At 61.7% G+C, this 18,634-nt stretch carries 19 protein-coding genes; 10 read left to right on the top strand and 9 right to left on the bottom strand.

The window, feature by feature from the left end; genetic code table 11:
* Positions 1-29 precede the first annotated feature (29 nt).
* Positions 30-1,001, bottom strand: a complete 972-nt coding sequence (locus tag AC3RCJ_RS06765; protein ID WP_230538749.1) for a YVTN family beta-propeller repeat protein — start codon at positions 999-1,001, stop codon at positions 30-32.
* A gap of 198 nt (positions 1,002-1,199) precedes the next feature.
* Here AC3RCJ_RS06765 and AC3RCJ_RS06760 point away from each other — a divergent pair, with 198 nt between their 5' ends.
* Positions 1,200-1,556, top strand: a complete 357-nt coding sequence (locus AC3RCJ_RS06760) for an FKBP-type peptidyl-prolyl cis-trans isomerase (protein ID WP_034760263.1) — start codon at positions 1,200-1,202, stop codon at positions 1,554-1,556.
* Positions 1,557-1,756: 200 nt separating this feature from the next.
* Positions 1,757-2,011: an acyl-CoA-binding protein gene (locus AC3RCJ_RS06755; RefSeq protein WP_071325159.1), complete on the top strand. Its 255-nt coding sequence runs from the start codon at positions 1,757-1,759 to the stop codon at positions 2,009-2,011.
* Positions 2,012-2,148: 137 nt separating this feature from the next.
* Here AC3RCJ_RS06755 and proX read toward each other — a convergent pair whose 3' ends face one another.
* The 4 genes from proX to AC3RCJ_RS06735 all read right to left on the bottom strand — a co-directional run bounded on the left by proX (position 2,149) and on the right by AC3RCJ_RS06735 (position 6,424).
* Positions 2,149-3,207 carry a glycine betaine/L-proline ABC transporter substrate-binding protein ProX gene (gene proX, locus AC3RCJ_RS06750; RefSeq protein WP_492959264.1) on the bottom strand — a complete coding sequence of 353 codons (1,059 nt, stop codon included), beginning with the start codon at positions 3,205-3,207 and terminating at the stop codon, positions 2,149-2,151.
* A 9-nt stretch (positions 3,208-3,216) separates the two neighbouring features.
* Positions 3,217-4,320, bottom strand: a complete 1,104-nt coding sequence (gene proW, locus AC3RCJ_RS06745; protein WP_492959266.1) for a glycine betaine/L-proline ABC transporter permease ProW — start codon at positions 4,318-4,320, stop codon at positions 3,217-3,219.
* The gene (proV, locus tag AC3RCJ_RS06740; RefSeq protein ID WP_086145175.1) at positions 4,317-5,549 is read right to left on the bottom strand and encodes a glycine betaine/L-proline ABC transporter ATP-binding protein ProV; all 1,233 of its coding nucleotides are present in this window, start codon (positions 5,547-5,549) and stop codon (positions 4,317-4,319) included. The genes proW and proV overlap by 4 nt, the downstream gene beginning before the upstream one ends.
* A gap of 590 nt (positions 5,550-6,139) precedes the next feature.
* The gene (locus AC3RCJ_RS06735) at positions 6,140-6,424 is read right to left on the bottom strand and encodes a polyhydroxyalkanoic acid system family protein (protein ID WP_492959268.1); all 285 of its coding nucleotides are present in this window, start codon (positions 6,422-6,424) and stop codon (positions 6,140-6,142) included.
* A gap of 197 nt (positions 6,425-6,621) precedes the next feature.
* On the opposite strand from AC3RCJ_RS06735, the gene AC3RCJ_RS06730 reads away from it, so the two are divergent.
* The 4 genes from AC3RCJ_RS06730 (at position 6,622) to AC3RCJ_RS06715 (ending at position 10,533) form a co-directional block, all read left to right on the top strand.
* Positions 6,622-8,019, top strand: a complete 1,398-nt coding sequence (locus AC3RCJ_RS06730) for a hypothetical protein (RefSeq protein ID WP_492959270.1) — start codon at positions 6,622-6,624, stop codon at positions 8,017-8,019.
* A gap of 60 nt (positions 8,020-8,079) precedes the next feature.
* Positions 8,080-8,367 (top strand): protealysin inhibitor emfourin, encoded by a 288-nt coding sequence (locus AC3RCJ_RS06725; RefSeq protein ID WP_492959272.1) that lies wholly within the window; start codon positions 8,080-8,082, stop codon positions 8,365-8,367.
* Positions 8,368-8,696: 329 nt separating this feature from the next.
* Positions 8,697-9,020: a ferredoxin FdxA gene (gene fdxA / locus AC3RCJ_RS06720; protein ID WP_492959274.1), complete on the top strand. Its 324-nt coding sequence runs from the start codon at positions 8,697-8,699 to the stop codon at positions 9,018-9,020.
* A 292-nt stretch (positions 9,021-9,312) separates the two neighbouring features.
* Complete coding sequence (locus tag AC3RCJ_RS06715; protein ID WP_070260064.1) at positions 9,313-10,533, top strand: polyhydroxyalkanoate depolymerase; 1,221 nt, start codon at positions 9,313-9,315, stop codon at positions 10,531-10,533.
* A 65-nt stretch (positions 10,534-10,598) separates the two neighbouring features.
* Here the strand turns inward: AC3RCJ_RS06715 and AC3RCJ_RS06710 are convergent, their stop codons facing one another.
* The 3 genes from AC3RCJ_RS06710 to AC3RCJ_RS06700 all read right to left on the bottom strand — a co-directional run bounded on the left by AC3RCJ_RS06710 (position 10,599) and on the right by AC3RCJ_RS06700 (position 14,823).
* Entirely contained in the window at positions 10,599-11,276 is a 678-nt protein-coding gene (locus AC3RCJ_RS06710) for a DOPA 4,5-dioxygenase family protein (RefSeq protein ID WP_492959276.1), read from the bottom strand.
* Between the two features lie 41 nt (positions 11,277-11,317).
* The gene (locus AC3RCJ_RS06705; protein WP_492959278.1) at positions 11,318-13,879 is read right to left on the bottom strand and encodes a TonB-dependent receptor plug domain-containing protein; all 2,562 of its coding nucleotides are present in this window, start codon (positions 13,877-13,879) and stop codon (positions 11,318-11,320) included.
* A 128-nt stretch (positions 13,880-14,007) separates the two neighbouring features.
* On the bottom strand, positions 14,008-14,823 hold the full coding sequence (locus AC3RCJ_RS06700) for a substrate-binding periplasmic protein (protein ID WP_492959280.1): 816 nt from the start codon (positions 14,821-14,823) through the stop codon (positions 14,008-14,010).
* 310 nt (positions 14,824-15,133) lie between these two features.
* Here AC3RCJ_RS06700 and rsxB point away from each other — a divergent pair, with 310 nt between their 5' ends.
* The 4 genes from rsxB (at position 15,134) to AC3RCJ_RS06680 (ending at position 17,452) form a co-directional block, all read left to right on the top strand.
* Entirely contained in the window at positions 15,134-15,868 is a 735-nt protein-coding gene (gene rsxB, locus AC3RCJ_RS06695; protein WP_492959282.1) for an electron transport complex subunit RsxB, read from the top strand.
* A complete protein-coding gene (gene nth / locus AC3RCJ_RS06690) occupies positions 15,865-16,512 on the top strand; it encodes an endonuclease III (RefSeq protein WP_492959284.1) in 648 nt (215 codons plus the stop codon). The genes rsxB and nth overlap by 4 nt, the downstream gene beginning before the upstream one ends.
* Positions 16,513-16,592: 80 nt before the next feature.
* The gene (locus AC3RCJ_RS06685) at positions 16,593-17,126 is read left to right on the top strand and encodes a DUF6232 family protein (protein WP_492959286.1); all 534 of its coding nucleotides are present in this window, start codon (positions 16,593-16,595) and stop codon (positions 17,124-17,126) included.
* An 8-nt stretch (positions 17,127-17,134) separates the two neighbouring features.
* Positions 17,135-17,452 (top strand): hypothetical protein, encoded by a 318-nt coding sequence (locus AC3RCJ_RS06680; RefSeq protein ID WP_492959288.1) that lies wholly within the window; start codon positions 17,135-17,137, stop codon positions 17,450-17,452.
* Positions 17,453-17,498: 46 nt separating this feature from the next.
* Here the strand turns inward: AC3RCJ_RS06680 and proB are convergent, their stop codons facing one another.
* Positions 17,499-18,617, bottom strand: a complete 1,119-nt coding sequence (proB, locus tag AC3RCJ_RS06675; protein ID WP_492959290.1) for a glutamate 5-kinase — start codon at positions 18,615-18,617, stop codon at positions 17,499-17,501.
* Positions 18,618-18,634: the final 17 nt, after the last annotated feature.

Genomic DNA, 18,634 nt, shown 5'->3' with positions numbered 1-18,634 from the left:
GGTCAAGTATTTCATCATCACCTGCGTCATCACATGCGCGGCGAGTGCGTGGCGAAATACACGCCATGGGGCGAACGGCCCACGGGGATCGTCTTGATCACCTTGCGCGTGGTTAAATCGATCACGGCCACTTTCTTGATCCAGCGCAATGTCACCCACATGGTCTTGCCATCGGGCGTGATTTCCATGCAGTCCGGGCCACCGGGCACGTTGATGGTGCCGACGTTTTCCAGGGTTTTCTGGTCGATGATGTTGATCGTGTTCGACACGCGGTTCGACACGAACGTCATGCGGTTGTCACCGAGCGCGCGGAAATTATGCGTGCCGGCGCCCGCCTTGATGCGCTTGACGGTCTTTTGCGTGCGCCAGTCGATCACTTCCACGTAATCGCTGCCCATGATGCCCACCAGCAAATACTTGCCGTCGGGCGTCATCGTGATGCCGGCCGGCGCCGGGCCGACGGGCATGGTCCATTTCACCGTCTGCGTGGCCAGGTCGATGGCGCTGACCTGGTTGCTGCCCTGCTGGGTGATAAAGGCCATGGTGCTGTCGGCCGTGAAGGCCATGTGGCTGGGCAATTTCGGCAGCGCGATGCGCTTGGCCAGGGTCAGGTTCTTGCCGTCGTAGCGGTACAGATCGATACGGTCCAGGCGCAGCGAATTCGAGATGAACCACTTCTGGTCCGGCGAAAAGCCGATCTGGTAGGGGTCGAGGATGTTGCTGATGCGGCGCTGGATCTGGCCCGAGACGGGATCGAGGAAGATCAGCTCGTTGCCGACGGAACTGGCGACGATCAGCGACTTGCCGTCCGGTGTTTCCATCAGGTGATGCGGCTCCTTGCCGACGGCAAAGGTAGACAGGGGAGCGTAGGTTTTCTGGTCCAGCAGTTGCACCGTAGCATCACGGGAATTGAGTACCACCACCACTTCGGCTTGCGCCGTCGATATTGCGGAAACCAGGCACAGCGAGGAAAAAACAAGGCGGCGTAGACTGCGGAACATGGCAAAAATCACTGTTAAATACAAAACAGGCATTTTACGTGGAAACACCGTATTTATTGTGTGAAATCACCCCTTAAATGCAAGCGTCAGCCACACATCGCCGCAATCTCCCCATTTTCCCTGCAGCAGGCCTGGAATGGCGCTTTGCAACTCATTGCTCTACAATCTGAAGCTTTCATCGCCTACACAAGGATTATCATGACCACCACCACTACCGCTTCCGGCCTGCAATACATCGATACCGTCGTCGGCGAAGGCGCGGAAGCGCAAGCCGGCAACAATGTTGTCGTGCATTACACGGGCTGGCTGCAAAACGACGACGGCAGCGCCGGCTCGAAATTTGACTCGAGCAAGGACCGCAACGACCCGTTCGAATTCCCGCTGGGCGCAGGCCGCGTCATCCAAGGCTGGGACGAAGGCGTGCAAGGCATGAAAGTGGGCGGCAAGCGCCAGCTGATCATCCCGGCAGCACTGGGCTATGGCGCACGCGGCGCCGGCGGCGTGATTCCACCGAACGCCACGCTGATTTTCGACGTCGAACTGCTGGGCGTATAAGAACCGACCAGGCTGCGATCCCGCGATTGCGCCAGGCGCCGCCCCTGTTCATTCAGCGGCGGCGCTTTTGTTTTGAGTATGTCCTCTAATGCACGGCGCGCTTTTTTCACTATGATGTCAGGCACTGCAGCACGCACGGTGGCCACTCCGCCGCGCCTGCCGCACTTTTCCAGCGATTCCATCAGCACACAGGAGCCATCATGAGTTTACAAGAGCAATTCGACCAAGCGCAGCTCGATTCCAAGACCCTGTCCGAGCGTCCGGACAATATGACCTTGCTGAAAATTTACGCGCTGTTCAAGCAAGCCTCGAGCGGCGACGCCACGGGCGAGCGTCCCGGCATGACCGACTTCGTCAACCGCGCCAAGTTCGACGCCTGGGCGGCCCTGGCCGGCACCTCGAAGGAAGAGGCGCAACAACAATACATCGACCTGATCGAAGACTTGAAGGACTAAAGCGCGACAAGTGCCGTTTTGCAGAGAAACAGGCCGAAAACGGCTGAAAACTCACCAAAAATCACGCAAACGGCCCGTTAACGCAAAAGTGGCTACCAAATCGGTAGCCACTCTTTTACGCCGGTATCAGCCGTAATTTACTTTTTTGCCGCCGCCAGCGCTTGCGCGATCCAGCCGTCAAACGTTTGCTGGTGGTACTTGATCCAGCCGTCCGCATGGCGCGCGATATCGGCCTGCGTGTTTTCGCCGCGGCGCATGCGCTCGTTCTGCGCATTGATGTCGGCCACGGGCAGCTGCATCACTTCGAACAACTTGGCGGCCGCCGGGTTTTTCTGCGCCCATTCCTTGTTAGAAACAATACGGGCCGTGTTGACGGCAAAGCCGTAATCGCTGCCATTGTCGAGGCGGGTGTTCGCCTTGTCCGGATTGGCCGAGAACGGCACTTTCAGCCAGACCACGTCCTTGCCCGGCACCAGCACGCCGCTGACCCAGTACGGCGTCCACGTGTAGTACAGGATCGGTTCGCCACGCTTGTAGCGGCCCAGGGTGTCGGCGATCAGGGCCGCATAGCTGCCCTGCACGTGCGTCACCGTCTCGCGCAATTTATACGCATCCATGTGGTTCTCGATCAGCGCTTCGCAGCCCCAGCCGGGGTTGCAACCCGTCAAGTCGGCCTTGCCGTCGCCATCGTGGTCGAACAGCTTGGCCAGGGTGGGGTCGCGCAACTGGTCGATATTCGTGATGTTGTACTTGTCGGCAGTTGCCTTATCGATCAGATAACCTTGCGCCGCCGGCCCCGCATACTGGCCCGTGCGCGACAGCTTGGCGTCGCCGCCCGCATTCTTATAGAAATCCTTGTGCATCGGGTCCCAGTGCACGGCCATGAACGTGGCGTCGCCGTTGGCGATGGCGATATGCGCCGTCGGATATTCCACTTCCTTGATCGGCTGCACTTCGTAGCCGAGCTTTTGCAGGGCCTTGTCGACCAGCATAGTCTGGAAGGTTTCTTCCGCAATCGAGCTTTGCAGCGGCTGCACCTTGACGCCCTTGCCGGGCAGCGCATCGGCGGCCGCGGCGGGCGCCTGCGCCATGGCCAGGCTGGTGGTCAGCGCCATGGCGGCGATCGCCAGGGCCGAGAACCACTGGAACTTGCGTTGCGATTTTTGCGTCACTTTAAAATGTTCGATTTGATGCATGTGGTTCCTTTATTGTGCGTTGACCAGCGTTGCTTGCTGTTCAACATTATTTTTTTCCGTGTTGCCGCGCACCAGGCGCAGCACGAAACCGGTCGGACCCGTCTGGTACCAATGGCGCACGCCGCGGCGCGGCTGGCCCATCGCTTGCGTCAAGCGGTCCAGGGTGATGGCCAGCAGCACGATACCGAGGCCGCCAACCGTTGCCAAGCCCATGTCCAGGCGGCCGATGCCGCGCAAGACCATCTGGCCCAGGCCGCCGACGGCGATCATCGAGGCGATCACGACCATCGACAGCGACAGCATCAGCGACTGGTTGATGCCGGCCATGATGGAAGGCATGGCCAGCGGAAACTGCACGCGGGTCAGCAACTGCCACGGCGAGGCGCCGTAGGCGCGGGCCGCTTCGATCAGGTCGGGACGCACCTGGCGGATGCCGAGGTTGGTCAGACGCACCAGCGGCGGCAGGGCAAAGATGATCGTCACGATCACGCCAGGCGCATTACCGATACCGAACAGCATCACCACCGGCACCAGGTAGACAAAGGCGGGCGTCGTCTGCATGGCGTCGAGCAGGGGGCGCAGGATATTCTGCGCGCGGTCGCTGCTGGCGAGGAAAATACCCAGCGGCAAGCCAATGGCCAGGCAGAAGGCCAGCGACGTCAGCACCAGCGACAAGGTCGTCATGGCTTCCGGCCAGATGCCCAGCATCGACACGAGCAGCAGCGCCAGCACGGTGCCGATGGCCAGCGTGCGGCTCGTGAATTGCCATGCCAGCAAGCCGATGATGGCGATCACCGTCAGCGACGGCGCGGCCAGCAGCACGCCTTCCACGCCGGACAGCACGCTGTCGATCGGCGCGCGCACGGCCTGGAAGAAGGGGCGGAAATGCGCGACGACCCAGCCCAGGCCCTGGTTGATCCAGCTTTCCAGCGGCAGCGAGCCGTCGAAAATCTGCGTCAGGTGAAAACCGGTCGCCTGTTCCGGCTGCACGGCGGGCGCGGCGGCGTCGAGCCACGCGGTGCTGGCGTCGGTCGGCGGCGTCAGCGCCCAGGGATTGATCTGCTCAGTCTGTTCAACAACAGCTTCTACTGTGGAAACGGTGCTTGGGTTCATGCTTGTCCTTTCTGTTGTTGTTCGGCAATGGCCGGCGTGTCGCGGTCGAGGAACTTCAGCAAGGTCGTCTTGCTGATGGCGCCGCGGAAGCTGCCGTCATTGGCCACCACAGGGACGGCGTAAGGCAGTTGCGCCACCTGGCCGAACAGGCCGGCGACTGGCTCGTCCGCATTGATGGTCTGCACGTCGGGCAAATAGGCATGGGCCAGGCCCAGCGGTCCGACATGGCCGTCGAGCGCACTGCGCAGCGAATCGGCCGAGACGACGCCGAGGAACTTGCGCTGCGGGTTGACGACATACGCGAAGGCGCGATCCTGCTCTTCCAGCATCGACAGCGCGGCGCGCGAGCCGCGGCTTGGCGACTCCGACACCACGATCTGGCTCTTGCGGGCAATATCGCTGGCCTTGAAGACGGCCGCCGCGTCGACGCCGCGCACGAAATTGCGCACGTAATCGTTGGCAGGTTTACGCAGGATTTCTTCCGGCGTGCCCACCTGCACCACATGGCCGTCTTTCATGATGGCAACGCGGTCGCCGATGCGCATGGCTTCGTCGAGGTCATGCGAAATGAAGACGATGGTGCGGCGCTTGATCTGCTGCAAACGCAGCAGTTCCGATTGCATTTCCGTACGGATAATCGGATCGAGCGCGGAAAACGCTTCATCCATCAGCAGAATCGATGGATCGCAAGCGAGCGCACGGGCCAGGCCCACGCGCTGCTGCATGCCGCCCGACAATTCGTCGGGATAGCTGGCGCCGTAACCGTCCAGGCCGACCTGCTCCAGCGCCTGCTGGGCCAGCGCATGGCGCTCGGCTTTCGGCATGCCGGCCAGTTCCATGCCGAAGGCAGTGTTGTCGAGCACGGTAATTTGCGGCAGCAGCGCGAACGACTGGAACACCATGCTGATGTCCTTGCGGCGCAGGGCGCGCAGCTGGGCGTCCGGCAGGGTATTGATGTCATTGCCGTCGATCAGGATGCGGCCGGCGGTCGGCTCGATCAGGCGGTTCAGCATGCGCACCAGGGTCGACTTGCCGGAACCGGACAGGCCCATGATGACGAAGATCTCGCCTGCTTCGATGGTAAAGGTGGCGTCGAAGACGCCGATGGTGCAGTCGGTCTTGGCCAGGATGTCCTGCTTGCTGGCGCCCTGGCGGACGAGTTCAAGTGCTTCTTCTGGCTTGTCGCCGAACACTTTGAACACATGGTCGATAATGATTTGTTTTGCCACGATGTGGTTCTCCCTCGATTTGACGAATGGAATGAAACCCAGCAAGCCTGCTAGCTTGCGGCGGGAATCAGCAAACCCTGTTGCGTCGGCTACGCCACGGCGCAAAAGCGCACGGGAGCGACAGGAAACAGGGGGTGACACGCGTGTGACCAGCGGATGGCCTAAGCCGGTGCCGGGGTGCCGTGTGCGTGCTAAAAGAGGCTGTGGTTCAGGACTTTTAACAACGCTAGCGCCATGCAAATACATGGCACCAAATGTATTTGACCGAAAAAACGATCAAGGTACTTTGAACTGGATGCAGGTGTAAAACCTGAAGAATTATTCACCACCGAATAAGTGGGAGTACTGCGAAGCAGAAGGTGAAACTCGATGAAGCTGTTGTAAATATGACTCAAGTATAGCGCAAAAATGCACAAAAGTCCAATAGCTTTCCAAATAGAAATGTGCTAGCAATGTTCGCTAACGCACAGTCAAGCGTAAAACATGGGCAAAACTGGCGGGAAAAAGCCTGGCTCGGCGCTTCTCCCGCCCCGCGTCCGGACCTCATCCCTACCACCAAACATGGCAATGGACAAGCCGGCGGCCGGCCATCAAGCTTGCTCGGTAAACACCTTGCGCATCTTCTCCGCGATCTTGCCTTCGATCGTGGCGGCGAAGGCGCTGAGCATGAAACCCAGCTTGATATTGAGCTCGGCCTGCTCTTTTTCCAGGGTCAGCGAGCCATCGACGCCGCTGCGCTCGAAGCGCAGCACGTCGCCGTCCCAGGCGCAGGCCAGGTCGTATTCCCGGGCCAGCTTGTCGGCCACTTGCTGCGCCGCTTCGCGCGCCTTTACTGCTGTCAGCTTATGTTGCTGAACTATATTTATATCCGCCATCAAACGATCCTTTTATTAAAAACGGGGGCAACACGGCCAGCATCATACCAGCCGCCATAGGGCGACCTCGACCACTAAACGCGCCGACAGGCGGAAAAAAACCGCCTTGCCCACGCATCGCTTGCGCCGCATCAAATCGAAGCTCCCCAAGCAGGCCGACTATTTCAGTTCCAGTTGCGAGTTCTTGGAGAGCTACCATGGACCAGAAAGTCATCGTGCCGGTCGAAGCCGTGCTGACCAAATGCGTGTCCCTGCCTGTCGGATACGTGCCCACCCCATCGGCGCCCTACCGCCAGCACCGCAAGAACGTCCAGCTGACCTTGCAGCCGGGTCCACCACGGCTCAGCGAGGCTGCCACGCGTCCGCTGGCGGCCGCGCCCGTGGGGTCGCGCGTGCTGATCTGGAAGCAAGACCCGTCCGTCAGCGACCTGGGCACGCGCAAGGTATTCCTGCCCGGCCTGACCCTGCAAGGCCCGCGCGACGCGCGCATCACGTTTGGCGAGCCGGGCATCGCCCAGGTCAGTCCGAACGCCTTCGGCGACTTCATCGTCTCGCCCAACAGCGACCAGTTCGACGCAGTCCACACCTTTGCCATCGTGCGCATGACGCTCACCATGTACCAGCGCGCGCTGGCCAGCAACGACACGGCGCCGCCGCTGCCATGGCAATGGAATAGCGCCAGCAACACGGCGCCCCTGCGCGTGTTTCCGCATGGCTTGCCCAACGTCATGAATGCGTTTTACAGCCGCAGCGACAAGGCCCTCAAGTTCGGCGACTTCGTCCCCAGCGGCGCCACCGAGCGCGTCTACACCTGCCGCTCGCTCGACATCGTCTCGCATGAAACGGGGCATGCCGTGCTCGATGGCCTGAAGCCGAACTGGCTGCTCAGCAATAACCCGCCGCAGACGGGCGGCCTGCACGAGTCGTTCGGCGACCTGACGGCCATCTTCCTGGCCCTGTCACAGCTGGACCAGGTGGAAGCCGTCATCGCCCAAACGAAAGCCGACCTGCACGACAAGACCTTCCTGGCCGACCTGGCCGAGCAGTTCGGCCTGGCGCTGGGGCGGCCCAACGGCTTGCGCAATGCCGACAACGACATCAAATTGTCGGAAGCGGGCACGGAAGTGCATGCCATTTCGCAAGTATTTACAGGTGCCATCTACGATATCCTGGCCGACATCTTCGCCCACGAACGCCAGCCGCAGCTCGAAGACGACGCGGCCGTGCTGCACCGCTGCGGCGACTACCTGCGTGGCCTGGTCTTGCGCGCCCTGGTCGCCGCCCCCGACCAGGCTGCCACCTATGCCGATGTGGCGACACAGATGCTGACCCTGGCCACGGCCGACGGCAAGCCGGCCTATCTTGACTTCATCCGCAACAGCTTCACCGTGCGCGAAGTGTTCAAGGCGAACGCGATGACGGACGACGGCCAGATGACCTTCGCCCCCGATGTCGTCGACGAAGAAGGTGCCGTGCAGGACAGGCGCGCCTGCTGCGGTACCATGAACCATGCGGAATACAGCGAGTCGGACCAGTTGCTCGAAGCGGAGCGCCAGGCGCTGGCCGCATGGTGCCGCAACTATGGCCCCCGATAAGATCATCGGCGCCATGCCAGCCCGGCCGGCGCCAGCACGTCTGCAACGACAGGAAACATCATGAAAATTTCAGCCAGCGGCAGCGGCGGCTTTGCCGGCCTGAACGAACATTACGAAATCGATACCCAGGCCCATCCAGCCGGCCGCACGCTGGAAGCGGCACTCAACCGCAGCGGCTTCTTTAGCGACAGCCCGCCCGCCCACGTCCCGGTGGGTGCCGACATCGCCCAATGGCGCATCACGGTCGATGCGCCCAACGCGCGCCGGACGATCACGTTTGCCGAAGATGGCAGTGCAGAAAATGAACGCTGGCAAAGCCTGGTGGCGCAAATACGTGCGATCGCCTGAGTTTTCGCCAAAGCCTTGATTTAAAAAAAGCAAAAACACCACGATACAGGCACACGTCACAGGCGTCCCGGCGCGCCCGACGGCGCGTCAACTTGCCGGACTGTCGTTTTCTTGACGCCTTCTCCATGCCAACGTCGTCGATAGTCGCCGAACGCTCCTCTGTGCGGCCATGCGCTTCCAGCAAAAAATGAATTTGCTTATATGTATTGTATATAAGCCGGATTTGTGAGAAATAGCGAATTGCCTTAAAATGTCATGCTTTGCTTTAGTATGCGCCGCTGACATTCCTGCAAGCGCTACAGCACCTCCCCCATATTGATAGGACTGTTATGACCCACGTTGTCACCGAATCCTGCATCGCCTGTCGCTATACTGACTGCGTCGATGTCTGCCCGGTAGATTGTTTCCGGGAAGGCCCGAACTTCCTCGCAATCGATCCGGACGAATGTATTGACTGCGCAGTCTGCGTGGCAGAGTGCCCGGTGAACGCGATTTTCGCGGAAGAAGACGTGCCGGGCGACCAGCAGGCGTTCATCAAGATCAACGTCGACCTGGCCCGCAACTGGCCCTCGATCACCAAGACGAAGGCGGCATTGCCTGAAGCGGAAGAATTCAAGGACGTCAAGGACAAGCTGCAGCTGCTGGTACGTTAAGCAGGCGCACGCCCGTCCCGCCGTCGCAAGCGAGCCCTGGACCGGGAAAGCCATCGCGCTCCCTGGCCCGCCGCGACCGTCAAGAGCAGCGATAAAAGCAGCGGCAACGCTGCTTTTTTACTTTTAAGACATGTTTAACCATCTATCTACGCGAGTGTGGCGCGGATGGACACAGCTGCGCAAACTGTGGCCCTGTGCGCGGTAAAGCACATTTTGTCCTCAACAAATATCGTAAAATTGGATTATGATATTTGAGCCGATATTGGCGCTTGGAATTAAACAAGGACTCTATATGCTTTACCAACTGCACGAACTGCAACGCTCCTTCCTCACTCCGGTGATGCAATGGGCAGACATGTCCTCCAAGTTATTTACCAACCCGGTTTCTCCACTGGCCCACACCCCGTTTTCGCAACGCATCGCAGCCGGCTACGAGCTGATGTACCGCCTTGGCAAAGACTACGAAAAACCGCAATTCGATATCCAATCCGTTCTCGTCCAGGGCGAGAGCGTCGACATCCGCGAACACGTTGTCGTCACAAAACCGTTTTGCCGCCTGATTCACTTCAAAAAAGAAGCCACTGGCTTGCAACAGCCCAAAGTTTTGCTGGTTGCCCCCCTGTCCGGTCACCACTCGACCCTGCTGCGCGATACCGTGCGCGGCTTGCTGGCCGAGCATGATGTCTACATCACCGACTGGACGGACGCGCGCATGGTACCGCTGACGGAAGGCCCGTTCCACCTGGACGACTACATTTATTATGTGCAGGAATTCATCCGCCTGCTGGCGCCTGACCTGCATGTGATTTCCGTCTGTCAACCGACCGTGCCCGTGCTGGCGGCCATTTCGCTGATGGCGACGGCAAAAGATCCGCACATGCCGAAAACCATGACGATGATGGGCGGCCCCATCGATCCGCGCCGCTCGCCCACGCAGGTGAACAACCTGGCGACGGAAAAGAAATTCTCGTGGTTTGAAAACACCGTGATCTACGCCGTGCCGCCGAATTACCCGGGTTTTGGCCGCAAGGTCTATCCGGGCTTCCTGCAGCACGCCGGCTTCATCGCCATGAACCCGGGCCGCCATGCACAAAGCCACCGCGAGTTCTACATGCACCTGGTGACGGGCGACGACGAACCGGCGGAAGGCCATCGCCAGTTCTACAACGAGTACAACGCCGTCTTGGACATGCCGGCCGAGTACTACCTGGAAACCATCAAGACCGTGTTCCAGGAATTCAGCCTGCCGATGGGTACCTGGAAAGTAGGCGGCCAGCTGGTGCGTCCGCAAGACATCACGAACGTGGCCCTGTTCACGGTGGAAGGCGAACTGGACGACATTTCCGGCGCCGGCCAGACGCAGGCGGCACATGACCTGTGCTCCGGCATCCCCGCCGAGATGCAGCAAGACTTCGTGGCGCCGAAATGCGGCCACTACGGCATCTTCTCGGGCCGCCGCTGGCGCGAGATCATTTGCCCGAAAATCGGCGAATTCATCCAAAAACACGGCTGACAAGCCTTGTTTCGAGCAAAACGGCACGCCAGGTCACCCTGGCGTGCCGTTTTTTCATGCCCGCTTCATGCGCGCTCGATTTTCACCGTCGGACGCGTATTGACAAAGATCTGCTCGACTCTCGGCTCACCCGGCCCCGGCTTCTTCATCGCATAGCCATTCACCGGCTGCGAGCGGTTCACCCACAGCGCGTAATACAGATGGTCGGCACGCGGGTCTTCCGTATTCGGGTGTATCAATATCGTCAGGCCCAGGCTGTTCAATTGCAGCCACGGCACGATCACCGGCAACAGTTCATTGGTAAAACCGAAATAGAACGACGGCGTCACGTGCGGGCCGCGCGGCTCGAGGTTCCAGTCGCCCAGTTCGATCTGGAAGCGCTCGGCCGCCCATTTGCGTATCAATGCCGCCTTCTGGTACGTATCTTCATCGAAATAGATATGCGCATGATAGCTCTCGATATCCGTATAGGCGCGCGGTGCCGACGGCAAGGTTGCCTCGCCGGGACGCACGCTGACGGGGCGCGGCGTGGGCGCCGTGTCCGTATGCTCGCCCCACGGACTTTTTCCCGGAGCGGGCTTGGCGCGCTTGACGACCGCGTCCTGCGCCAGTGCCGAGCCCGCCAAGCCGGAGGCGGCCAGCGCCGCCACCAGGCCGCCGCCGCGCAAGACGGTGCGGCGCTGCGGAGAGAGGAGATTGGCCCATTCCAGGTCGATGGCCGCGTGTTGATCTTTGTCAGACATAGGGGATTTCCTGTTCTTGATGATAGAGGGAAGGCGACAAATCAAAATGACAACGTGGCGCGGGCATAGTAATAAGCGCCAAGAACTCCAAGCGGCCCCGAGTTGTCATATGCGCCTGCGTACTGCGCCAGATTCGCGGCGCTGCGCGCCTCGCGCGGCACCTGGTTCGGTTTCTGGTCGAAGACATTGTTGGCGCCCACCGTCACGTTGATGCGCTTGCTGATGTCGTAGCCGACGCTGACATCCGTCACGAAGGCGGCCTTCAGCTGGTAGTCGCCGCCCGTGATGGCGTTCAGGCGCTTGAGCTTGCCGTAGCGCGTCTCGCGTACATTGAATGCCCAGCCAGCTTTTTCATACGCCAGGGTAAGGATTTCCTTGTCGCGCGGCGCGCGGTACAGCAAGTCATACTCGGCCGATTTGCTCAGGGTGCCGATGTTCGGCAAGCCTTGCAGCACGGCCGGCAGCGCGGCCTTGCCCAGCAGGCTGGTCTGGTTGAAATTGGCCGCCGCCGTCCAGCGCAGCTTGCCGTCGGCCACGCGCAGCACATCTTCGGCCGTGAAATCGATGCCGCGCGTGCGCGTGTCGCCCACGTTGGCAAAGTAATGCGCGACCAGGCCATTGCCCACCGTCAAGCCCGCCGAACGCAGCAGGTTTTCAATGACGCTTGCCTGCGCCGCCGTCAGGGGCCGCCCGCTACCGTCGAGCGCCACGCCCGAGCTGCGGTCGATGCCGATGTTCGACGACACGCCGAGGCGGTCGCGGACCTTGATTTGATACGCGTCAACGGCCATGCGCAGGGTCGGCGTAGGATTGAAGGTCAGCCCGGCCGACAGGTTCGTCGATTTCTCCGGCTTCAACGCTTGCGCACCGAGGGCACGGGCGGCGGCCGAATTCGGTTGCGCCAGGGTGTAAGGCACGCCCGCATGGTCCGAGGTGTTCGAATACGATTGCGTCACCAGGCTCGGTGCATGGAAGCCATTGCTGACGGTGCCGCGCACGGCCACGGCGGGCGTGACGTCATAACGGGAGGACAAACGCCCCGTCGTCTTACTGCCGAAATCAGAATATTTCTCGGCGCGCAGGGCCGTGTCGAGCAGCCATTGCGGCGTCAGTTTCGCCCCCAGTCCCACATACGCCGCATAGCTGTGGCGCGCCGTGTCCGATGCATCGACGGGCAGGTAGCCGGCCAGGGCCGACGAGCCGCTGCCCTGGTACGACGCAGGCTCGCCCGGGCTGCGCTGCTGCGTTTCATGCGAATACTCGAGGCCGGCGCTGAAGTCGGCCGCTTCGGCCAGGCCCAGGAGCACGGGACGGCGCACGTCAAGGTTCGTCGTCGAGCGGCTGTAGCGCTGATTGCCGATGTCAAAATCCGTCTTGCCACCCGGATAAGTGAGCGAATAATTGGCCGAGTGCTCCACGCCCACGTCGATATCGTCGCGGCCATAGGTCGTGCTCAGGTCCCAGGCCCAGCCCGCCGTTTCGCCCTTGATGCCGCCCGTCAGCGAAAAATCGTTTTCGCTCGTCGTTTCATACGGCGTGAAACCGTCGGGATATACGGATAGCAAGCCTTTGTTGTTATTGAAAATAGTATTGGGCAGGCGGAAATTCTGCGCCGAACGGGCGTCGCGGTGCGCGTAGGTGCCGAAGCCGTACAGCTGCACCTCGCTCGACAGGTCGTAGCCGAGGTTGGCGCTGAGCGAGGCGGTCGTGCTTTGCGGCACGCCCGTATTGCGCCAGGGATTGCTGTTGCGCTGCGCTTCGGCCGGATTCGGCGAGGCGCCGGCCGGCAGGCTGTTGTTCGGTCCCAATTTGACCAGCTGGCCATCGCTGTTGCGCACGGCAGGATATGACAGATAGCCAGGATTCAGGCCGAAGTTGCGCACGGCGATGCCCTGGCGCTGCACTTCGGCGCCGAAATGGGCGTAGCCATGTTCGCCCAGGCGCGTGCCGCCATCGACGCGTACGGAACCGTTCGTGCCGTCGCCTTCGTTGGTCGAGCCGAGTTGCGTGCTGAAGCTGAACTTGTCATCCGTTTTCAATATGATGTTGATGACGCCGGCGATGGCGTCGGAGCCGTAGATGGCCGAGGCGCCGTCGCGCAGGATTTCCACCCGCGCAATGGCGCCCGTGGGAATCAGGGCCAGGTCGGTGGCGACGGAACCGGGAAAGCCATCTTCATTGACGATGGCCGTCGTGTGGCGGCGCTTGCCATTGACCAGCACCAGCGTGTGCGAGGGATCGAGGTTGCGCAGCTGGCCCGCGCGCACGATGCTGCCCAGGTCGGGCTGTACCCTGGCGGGCAAGTTAAACGATGGCAAGGCCGTGTCCAGCGCATCGAGCAGGTTCAGCTTGCCGGTTGCCGCCAGTTGCTGCGCGCTGATCACGTCGATCGGCGCGGCGCTGTTGGCCACCGTGCGTCCCGTGCCGCGCGCGCCCGTGACGATGACGGCGTCCAGCGGCGCGGCGGCCAGCACGCCGTCGCCCGCTGCCGCCTGCGCTTGGGCCGCCCCAGGCATGGCCAGCAAGAGCACGGCCGCGGACACGGCTTGCGCCAGCGGCCCCAAGCGCGGCGCGGCGCGTTCCCTGCAAAACAGTTCTAACATACGAAAACATCCTTTCAAGAGTCGTCAACACAGTGGAGGCAGACTAAAGGAGGGACAAACAAACAAGAACGAATGGTTTCGTATTTAGATATTTCGTTTTGGCAACGAACAACAGTGGCGCGCGCGGTTCAGGGCGCAGCAGGCGCGCTGGCCAGGCTCTGGTCGAGCCGCTTCCAATAATCGCGCTCCAGGCGGGCCGTGTCGATTTCACGGGCCGCCTCGTTGAAGCGCTTTTGCTGCAGCGCGCCTTCGGCATCGCGCTTGAAACAGACATGCACGGCGCGCTCCTTGAACACGGTATCAACCATGGCGATGCGCTCACGCTCGGCCTTGCTGAAGCCGCGGCCCATCAGCAAATGCTGCAAGACGTGGCGTTCGATAACGATCACGCGGTAGCGCTTGATCAGCAGTTTCTTCAAGTTGGTGGTGTCGTTCAGGCCCTCCTCCGTCTTCAGTTCGCCACGCGCCACCATGCCATCGAACTGCTCCCCATTCGAGTAGCCGGCCACGGTGCCGATGCGCAGCTTGCCCAGGTCGGCCAGGGCGGCGCCGGGCACGCCATCCTCCTTCAGGTAAGCCAGCACGCCTTGCGTATTGCCGACGGGAACAGAAAAATGGCAGAGTTTTTCGCGCTCCGGCGTGCGCCAGACAGCCAGGAAACCCGCATAGCGGGCACTCGCGAGGCCCAGCTGCATGGCGCGCTTCCAGGGGAAGTATTCATACTTGACCACATCGCCGAGACGCTCGAAGACGGCGCTGACCATGGCGCCCGACATGCCGTCGGCCGGCAGGCTGCGCGAAATGAAGGGCGGCCAGTCTTCCGCGGCAAAACGCACGATGCGCGCGGCCGCCGCTCCCGGCACGGCGGCCGGTGCGGCAATGGCGGAGGCCGCCTGTCCCTGTGCGGCGGCAAGCGAGGAAATGAAGACTAAACAGTAGGGCAAACCAACTGTCCGGAGGAAACACATGCTCTGCTCCTATGGCTGGCGCAGCTTGCGGTGCAGGCGCGCGCACAGACTGGCGGTCGGTTTACTTGATCATTTTTTCAATGATTCTCTTGATAAAAATCATGCTCCCACAAAAAAAAGAATTCTCAAAGTTGTTTATTTGCACTTTGATGTTCCATTGAGAAATAAAACCAGGGGAAATGTCCGCGCTTTTATGCCGCCCGATGGCGCTCTATTCCCTTCCGGGCCACAGGTTTTTTTGTTGTGCGCGGCCAGGATGGCCGATAATGACGTTTTAGCGTGGAAGATGACCGTGCCGCACCCTGCCCCTCCCTCACTTGCAGACCAGATCGAAGACTTGCTGCCGCAAACGCAATGCACCAAATGCGGCTACACCGGCTGCCGCCCGTATGCGGAAGCGATAGCCGCCGGCAATGCCGACATCAACCAGTGCCCGCCGGGCGGCGCGCAAGGTATCGTGCGCCTGGCCGGCCTGCTGGGCAAGAAAATCATACCGCTCAATCCCGTCAATGGCCTGGAACGTCCCCGATCTGTCGCTTACATCGACGAATCGCTGTGTATCGGCTGTACCCTGTGCATCCAGGCCTGTCCCGTCGACGCCATCGTCGGTGCCGCCAAGCAGATGCATACGGTGATCAGCGGCCTGTGCACGGGCTGCGACCTGTGCGTGGCGCCCTGCCCCGTCGACTGCATCGTCATGTACCCCGTCAGCGGCGATGCCACGGGCTGGGATGCCTGGAGCCAGATGGATGCCGACGCCGCGCGCGCGCGCCACGACTTGCGCACGCAGCGGCTGCGCCGCGAGATCGAGGAAAACGAGGCGCGCCTGGCCGCCAAGGCCGTTGCCAAGATGCAGGAAGTGACGCAGGAAGTGCCCGTCACGCCAGATGAACTGGCAGAGAAGGAGCGCAAGCGCGCCATCATCGCCGCCGCCATGGAGCGCGCGCGCGCCAAGGCGGCCGCCAATGCGCCGGCCACGACCGGACAGCCCTCCCCTCCCATTCCGAAAAAAGACGCATGAACGCCGCCAAACGCCTGGAAATCTTTAAGCGCTTCCGCGCCGCCAACCCTTCCCCGAAAACCGAACTCGAATATACGACGCCGTTCGAGCTGCTCATTGCCGTCCTGCTGTCGGCGCAAGCGACCGACGTCTCGGTCAACAAGGCCACCCGCCTGCTGTACCCGGTCGCCAATACGCCGGCCAAGATGCTGGCGCTGGGGGTCGATGAACTAAGCAGCTATATCCGTACCATCGGCCTGTTCCGCACGAAAGCGAAGAACGTCATCGCCACCTGCCAGATCCTGCTGGAACAGCACGGCGGCGAAGTGCCGCGTGACCGCGCTTCGCTGGAAGCCTTGCCCGGCGTGGGCCGCAAGACAGCCAATGTGGTGATGAATACGGCGTTTGGCGAACCGACCATCGCCGTCGACACGCATATCTTCCGCGTTGCGAACCGCACCGGCATCGCGCCCGGCAAGAATGTCGATATCGTCGAGCAAAAGCTGCTGAAATTCGTGCCGAAAGAGTTCCTGCTCGACGCCCACCACTGGCTCATTTTGCATGGCCGCTACACCTGCATCGCGCGCAAGCCCCAGTGCTGGAATTGCATGATCGCCGACCTGTGCGACTACAAGAGCAAAACCCTGCTGCCTGCCGTGGTATAGCGCGTCCGTTTGCGCCAGATTAAAGAATCGGCCCGCTAGCGGCCCACACTGGGCAGACACGCACGAACGCCGGGGGCGCCATGGCCGAGTTAACAATCACCAACAATACCCTGCGTTATGGCGCGCGCGTCTATCCCATCCACAACCTGACGCAAACCTATGTGCAGGAACGCAAGCGCCAGCCTCGCCTCAGCCTGTTTGCCATCCTGCTGTGCCTGGCACTGGCCTGGCTGTTGTGCCTGCAAGAACCGCTGATCCTCGAACGCCTGGCGTCGCAGTGGTTCGGGCGGCATCCAGGCTGGCCAGCCTGGCTGTATGTTCTGGCCGGCCTGGGATTGTTTGCCCTCGCCTGCTATGGCCTGTGGGACCGCACGCAACTGAGGTACTACACCCTGTTCGTGGAAACGTCGGCAGGCAGTTCCAGCCTGCTGCAGTCGCGCGACAGGAAAGGCATCGAAGCCATCGCGCAAGCCATCATCGACGTCATGGAAAACCGCGCCACCGCGGCCACCTACCATGTCAATGTGGACCAGTCCAAGGTCACGTTTGGCGACGAATTCAGCAATATAGGCAGCGGCACCAACATCAGCAACCGCTCGGAGATAAAACACTAGGAGGGCATATGGGCGATCATTTCAGCGGCATCGGCGCCGGCGCCACCATCATCAACCGCTCGCACATCGAAGGGTCGCTGAACCGCCTGCAGCAGACGGATGGGCAGGCCGTGGCGGACGCCTACCGGGAAATCATCGCCATGGTCGAACGCGCGGGCAATCGCGATGCGCAGGCGGCGCTGCAAGCACTGAGCCGCGAACTGGAACGGCAGGATGCCGAGCCAGGGGTGCTGAAAGCCTTGTGGAAGGGATTGCTGGAATACTTGCCGGCCCTGCTGGAACTGCCGGCGGCGGCCGTGTTCGCCGCCCGCGCGCTGCAGGCCTGAGCGCAGCGCGCGCAGGCGCCAGGCCGCTGGCGTGGCGAGCAGGCGCTTACAGCAAGACCATATTGTCGCGATGGATCAGTTCATGGCCTTCCATGTAGCCGAGAATCGCTTCGATTTCCGTGGATGGCTTGCGCATGATGCGGCGCGCTTCGCCACTCGTGTAGTTCGACAGGCCGCGCGCCACGGGCACGCCATCCGCGTCGACGCAGGTGATGACGGCGCCGCGACCGAATTCGCCATTCACGCCCGTCACGCCGATCGGCAGCAGGGATTTACCCTCCTGGCGCAGCTTTTGCACGGCGCCTGCGTCGAGCACGACGGCGCCGGCCGTATGCAGATGATCGGCCATCCACTGCTTGCGGGCCGTCAATTGCCCCGTTTGCGCGCGCAATTCGGTGCCGATCGCTTCGCCCTGGGCCAGGCGGCTCAGCACGTCACTGTCGCGGCCCCAGGCGATGATGGTGTGGGCGCCCGACTTGGCGGCGCGCTTGGCGGCAAGGATCTTCGTCAGCATGCCGCCACGCCCCAGGCTGGAGCCGGCGCCGCCGGCCATCGCTTCCAGGGCCGGGTCGCCCGCCACGCCTTGCGTGATCAGGTAGGCACTCGGGTCCTTGCGCGGATCGGCCGAGAACAGGCCGTGCTGGTCGGTCAGGATGACCAGCGCATCGGCTTCGATCAGGTTGGCCACCAGGGCGCCCAGGGTGTCGTTGTCGCCGAACTTGATTTCATCGGTGACGACGGTGTCGTTTTCATTGATGATGGGCACCACGCCCAGGCGCAGCAGGGTCGTCAGCGTGGAGCGGGCATTCAGGTAGCGTTCGCGGTCGGCCAGGTCGGCGTGCGTGAGCAGCACCTGTGCCGTGCCGAGGCGGTGGGCGCGGAAGCTGCTTTCATAGATTTGCGCCAGGCCCATCTGGCCGACGGCCGCGCAGGCCTGCAATTCGTGGATATCGGTGGGGCGCTGCTCGAAACCGAGGCGCAGCATGCCTTCGGCGATGGCGCCGGAACTGACCAGCACGACTTCCTTGCCCAGCGCGCGCAAGCCGGAAATCTGCGCGGCCCAGCGCGCGATGGCGGCATGGTCGAGTCCGCGGCCATCGTTGGTAACCAGCGAGGAGCCGACTTTGATGATGATGCGGGTTGCTTTTTGAATCACGGAATCCATGGGGGCTTTTTTATCCG

The organism is Janthinobacterium sp. GW822-FHT07H11, from assembly GCF_058798615.1.
This window is presented reverse-complemented; position numbering and strand designations above follow the sequence as displayed.

Bases quoted from the DNA above. Each gene is read 5' to 3' on its own strand.
- AC3RCJ_RS06755 (WP_071325159.1), top strand. From the start codon at position 1,757: ATGAGTTTACAAGAGCAATTCGACCAAGCGCAGCTCGATTCCAAGACC.
- fdxA (WP_492959274.1), top strand. From the start codon at position 8,697: ATGACCCACGTTGTCACCGAATCCTGCATCGCCTGTCGCTATACTGAC.
- AC3RCJ_RS06680 (WP_492959288.1), top strand. From the start codon at position 17,135: ATGGGCGATCATTTCAGCGGCATCGGCGCCGGCGCCACCATCATCAAC.
- proX (WP_492959264.1), bottom strand. From the start codon at position 3,207: ATGCATCAAATCGAACATTTTAAAGTGACGCAAAAATCGCAACGCAAG.
- AC3RCJ_RS06705 (WP_492959278.1), bottom strand. From the start codon at position 13,879: ATGTTAGAACTGTTTTGCAGGGAACGCGCCGCGCCGCGCTTGGGGCCG.
- AC3RCJ_RS06710 (WP_492959276.1), bottom strand. From the start codon at position 11,276: ATGTCTGACAAAGATCAACACGCGGCCATCGACCTGGAATGGGCCAAT.
- AC3RCJ_RS06765 (WP_230538749.1), bottom strand. From the start codon at position 1,001: ATGTTCCGCAGTCTACGCCGCCTTGTTTTTTCCTCGCTGTGCCTGGTT.
- AC3RCJ_RS06685 (WP_492959286.1), top strand. From the start codon at position 16,593: ATGGCCGAGTTAACAATCACCAACAATACCCTGCGTTATGGCGCGCGC.
- rsxB (WP_492959282.1), top strand. From the start codon at position 15,134: ATGACCGTGCCGCACCCTGCCCCTCCCTCACTTGCAGACCAGATCGAA.
- AC3RCJ_RS06730 (WP_492959270.1), top strand. From the start codon at position 6,622: ATGGACCAGAAAGTCATCGTGCCGGTCGAAGCCGTGCTGACCAAATGC.
- AC3RCJ_RS06715 (WP_070260064.1), top strand. From the start codon at position 9,313: ATGCTTTACCAACTGCACGAACTGCAACGCTCCTTCCTCACTCCGGTG.
- AC3RCJ_RS06725 (WP_492959272.1), top strand. From the start codon at position 8,080: ATGAAAATTTCAGCCAGCGGCAGCGGCGGCTTTGCCGGCCTGAACGAA.
- AC3RCJ_RS06735 (WP_492959268.1), bottom strand. From the start codon at position 6,424: ATGGCGGATATAAATATAGTTCAGCAACATAAGCTGACAGCAGTAAAG.
- proB (WP_492959290.1), bottom strand. From the start codon at position 18,617: ATGGATTCCGTGATTCAAAAAGCAACCCGCATCATCATCAAAGTCGGC.
- nth (WP_492959284.1), top strand. From the start codon at position 15,865: ATGAACGCCGCCAAACGCCTGGAAATCTTTAAGCGCTTCCGCGCCGCC.
- proW (WP_492959266.1), bottom strand. From the start codon at position 4,320: ATGAACCCAAGCACCGTTTCCACAGTAGAAGCTGTTGTTGAACAGACT.
- AC3RCJ_RS06760 (WP_034760263.1), top strand. From the start codon at position 1,200: ATGACCACCACCACTACCGCTTCCGGCCTGCAATACATCGATACCGTC.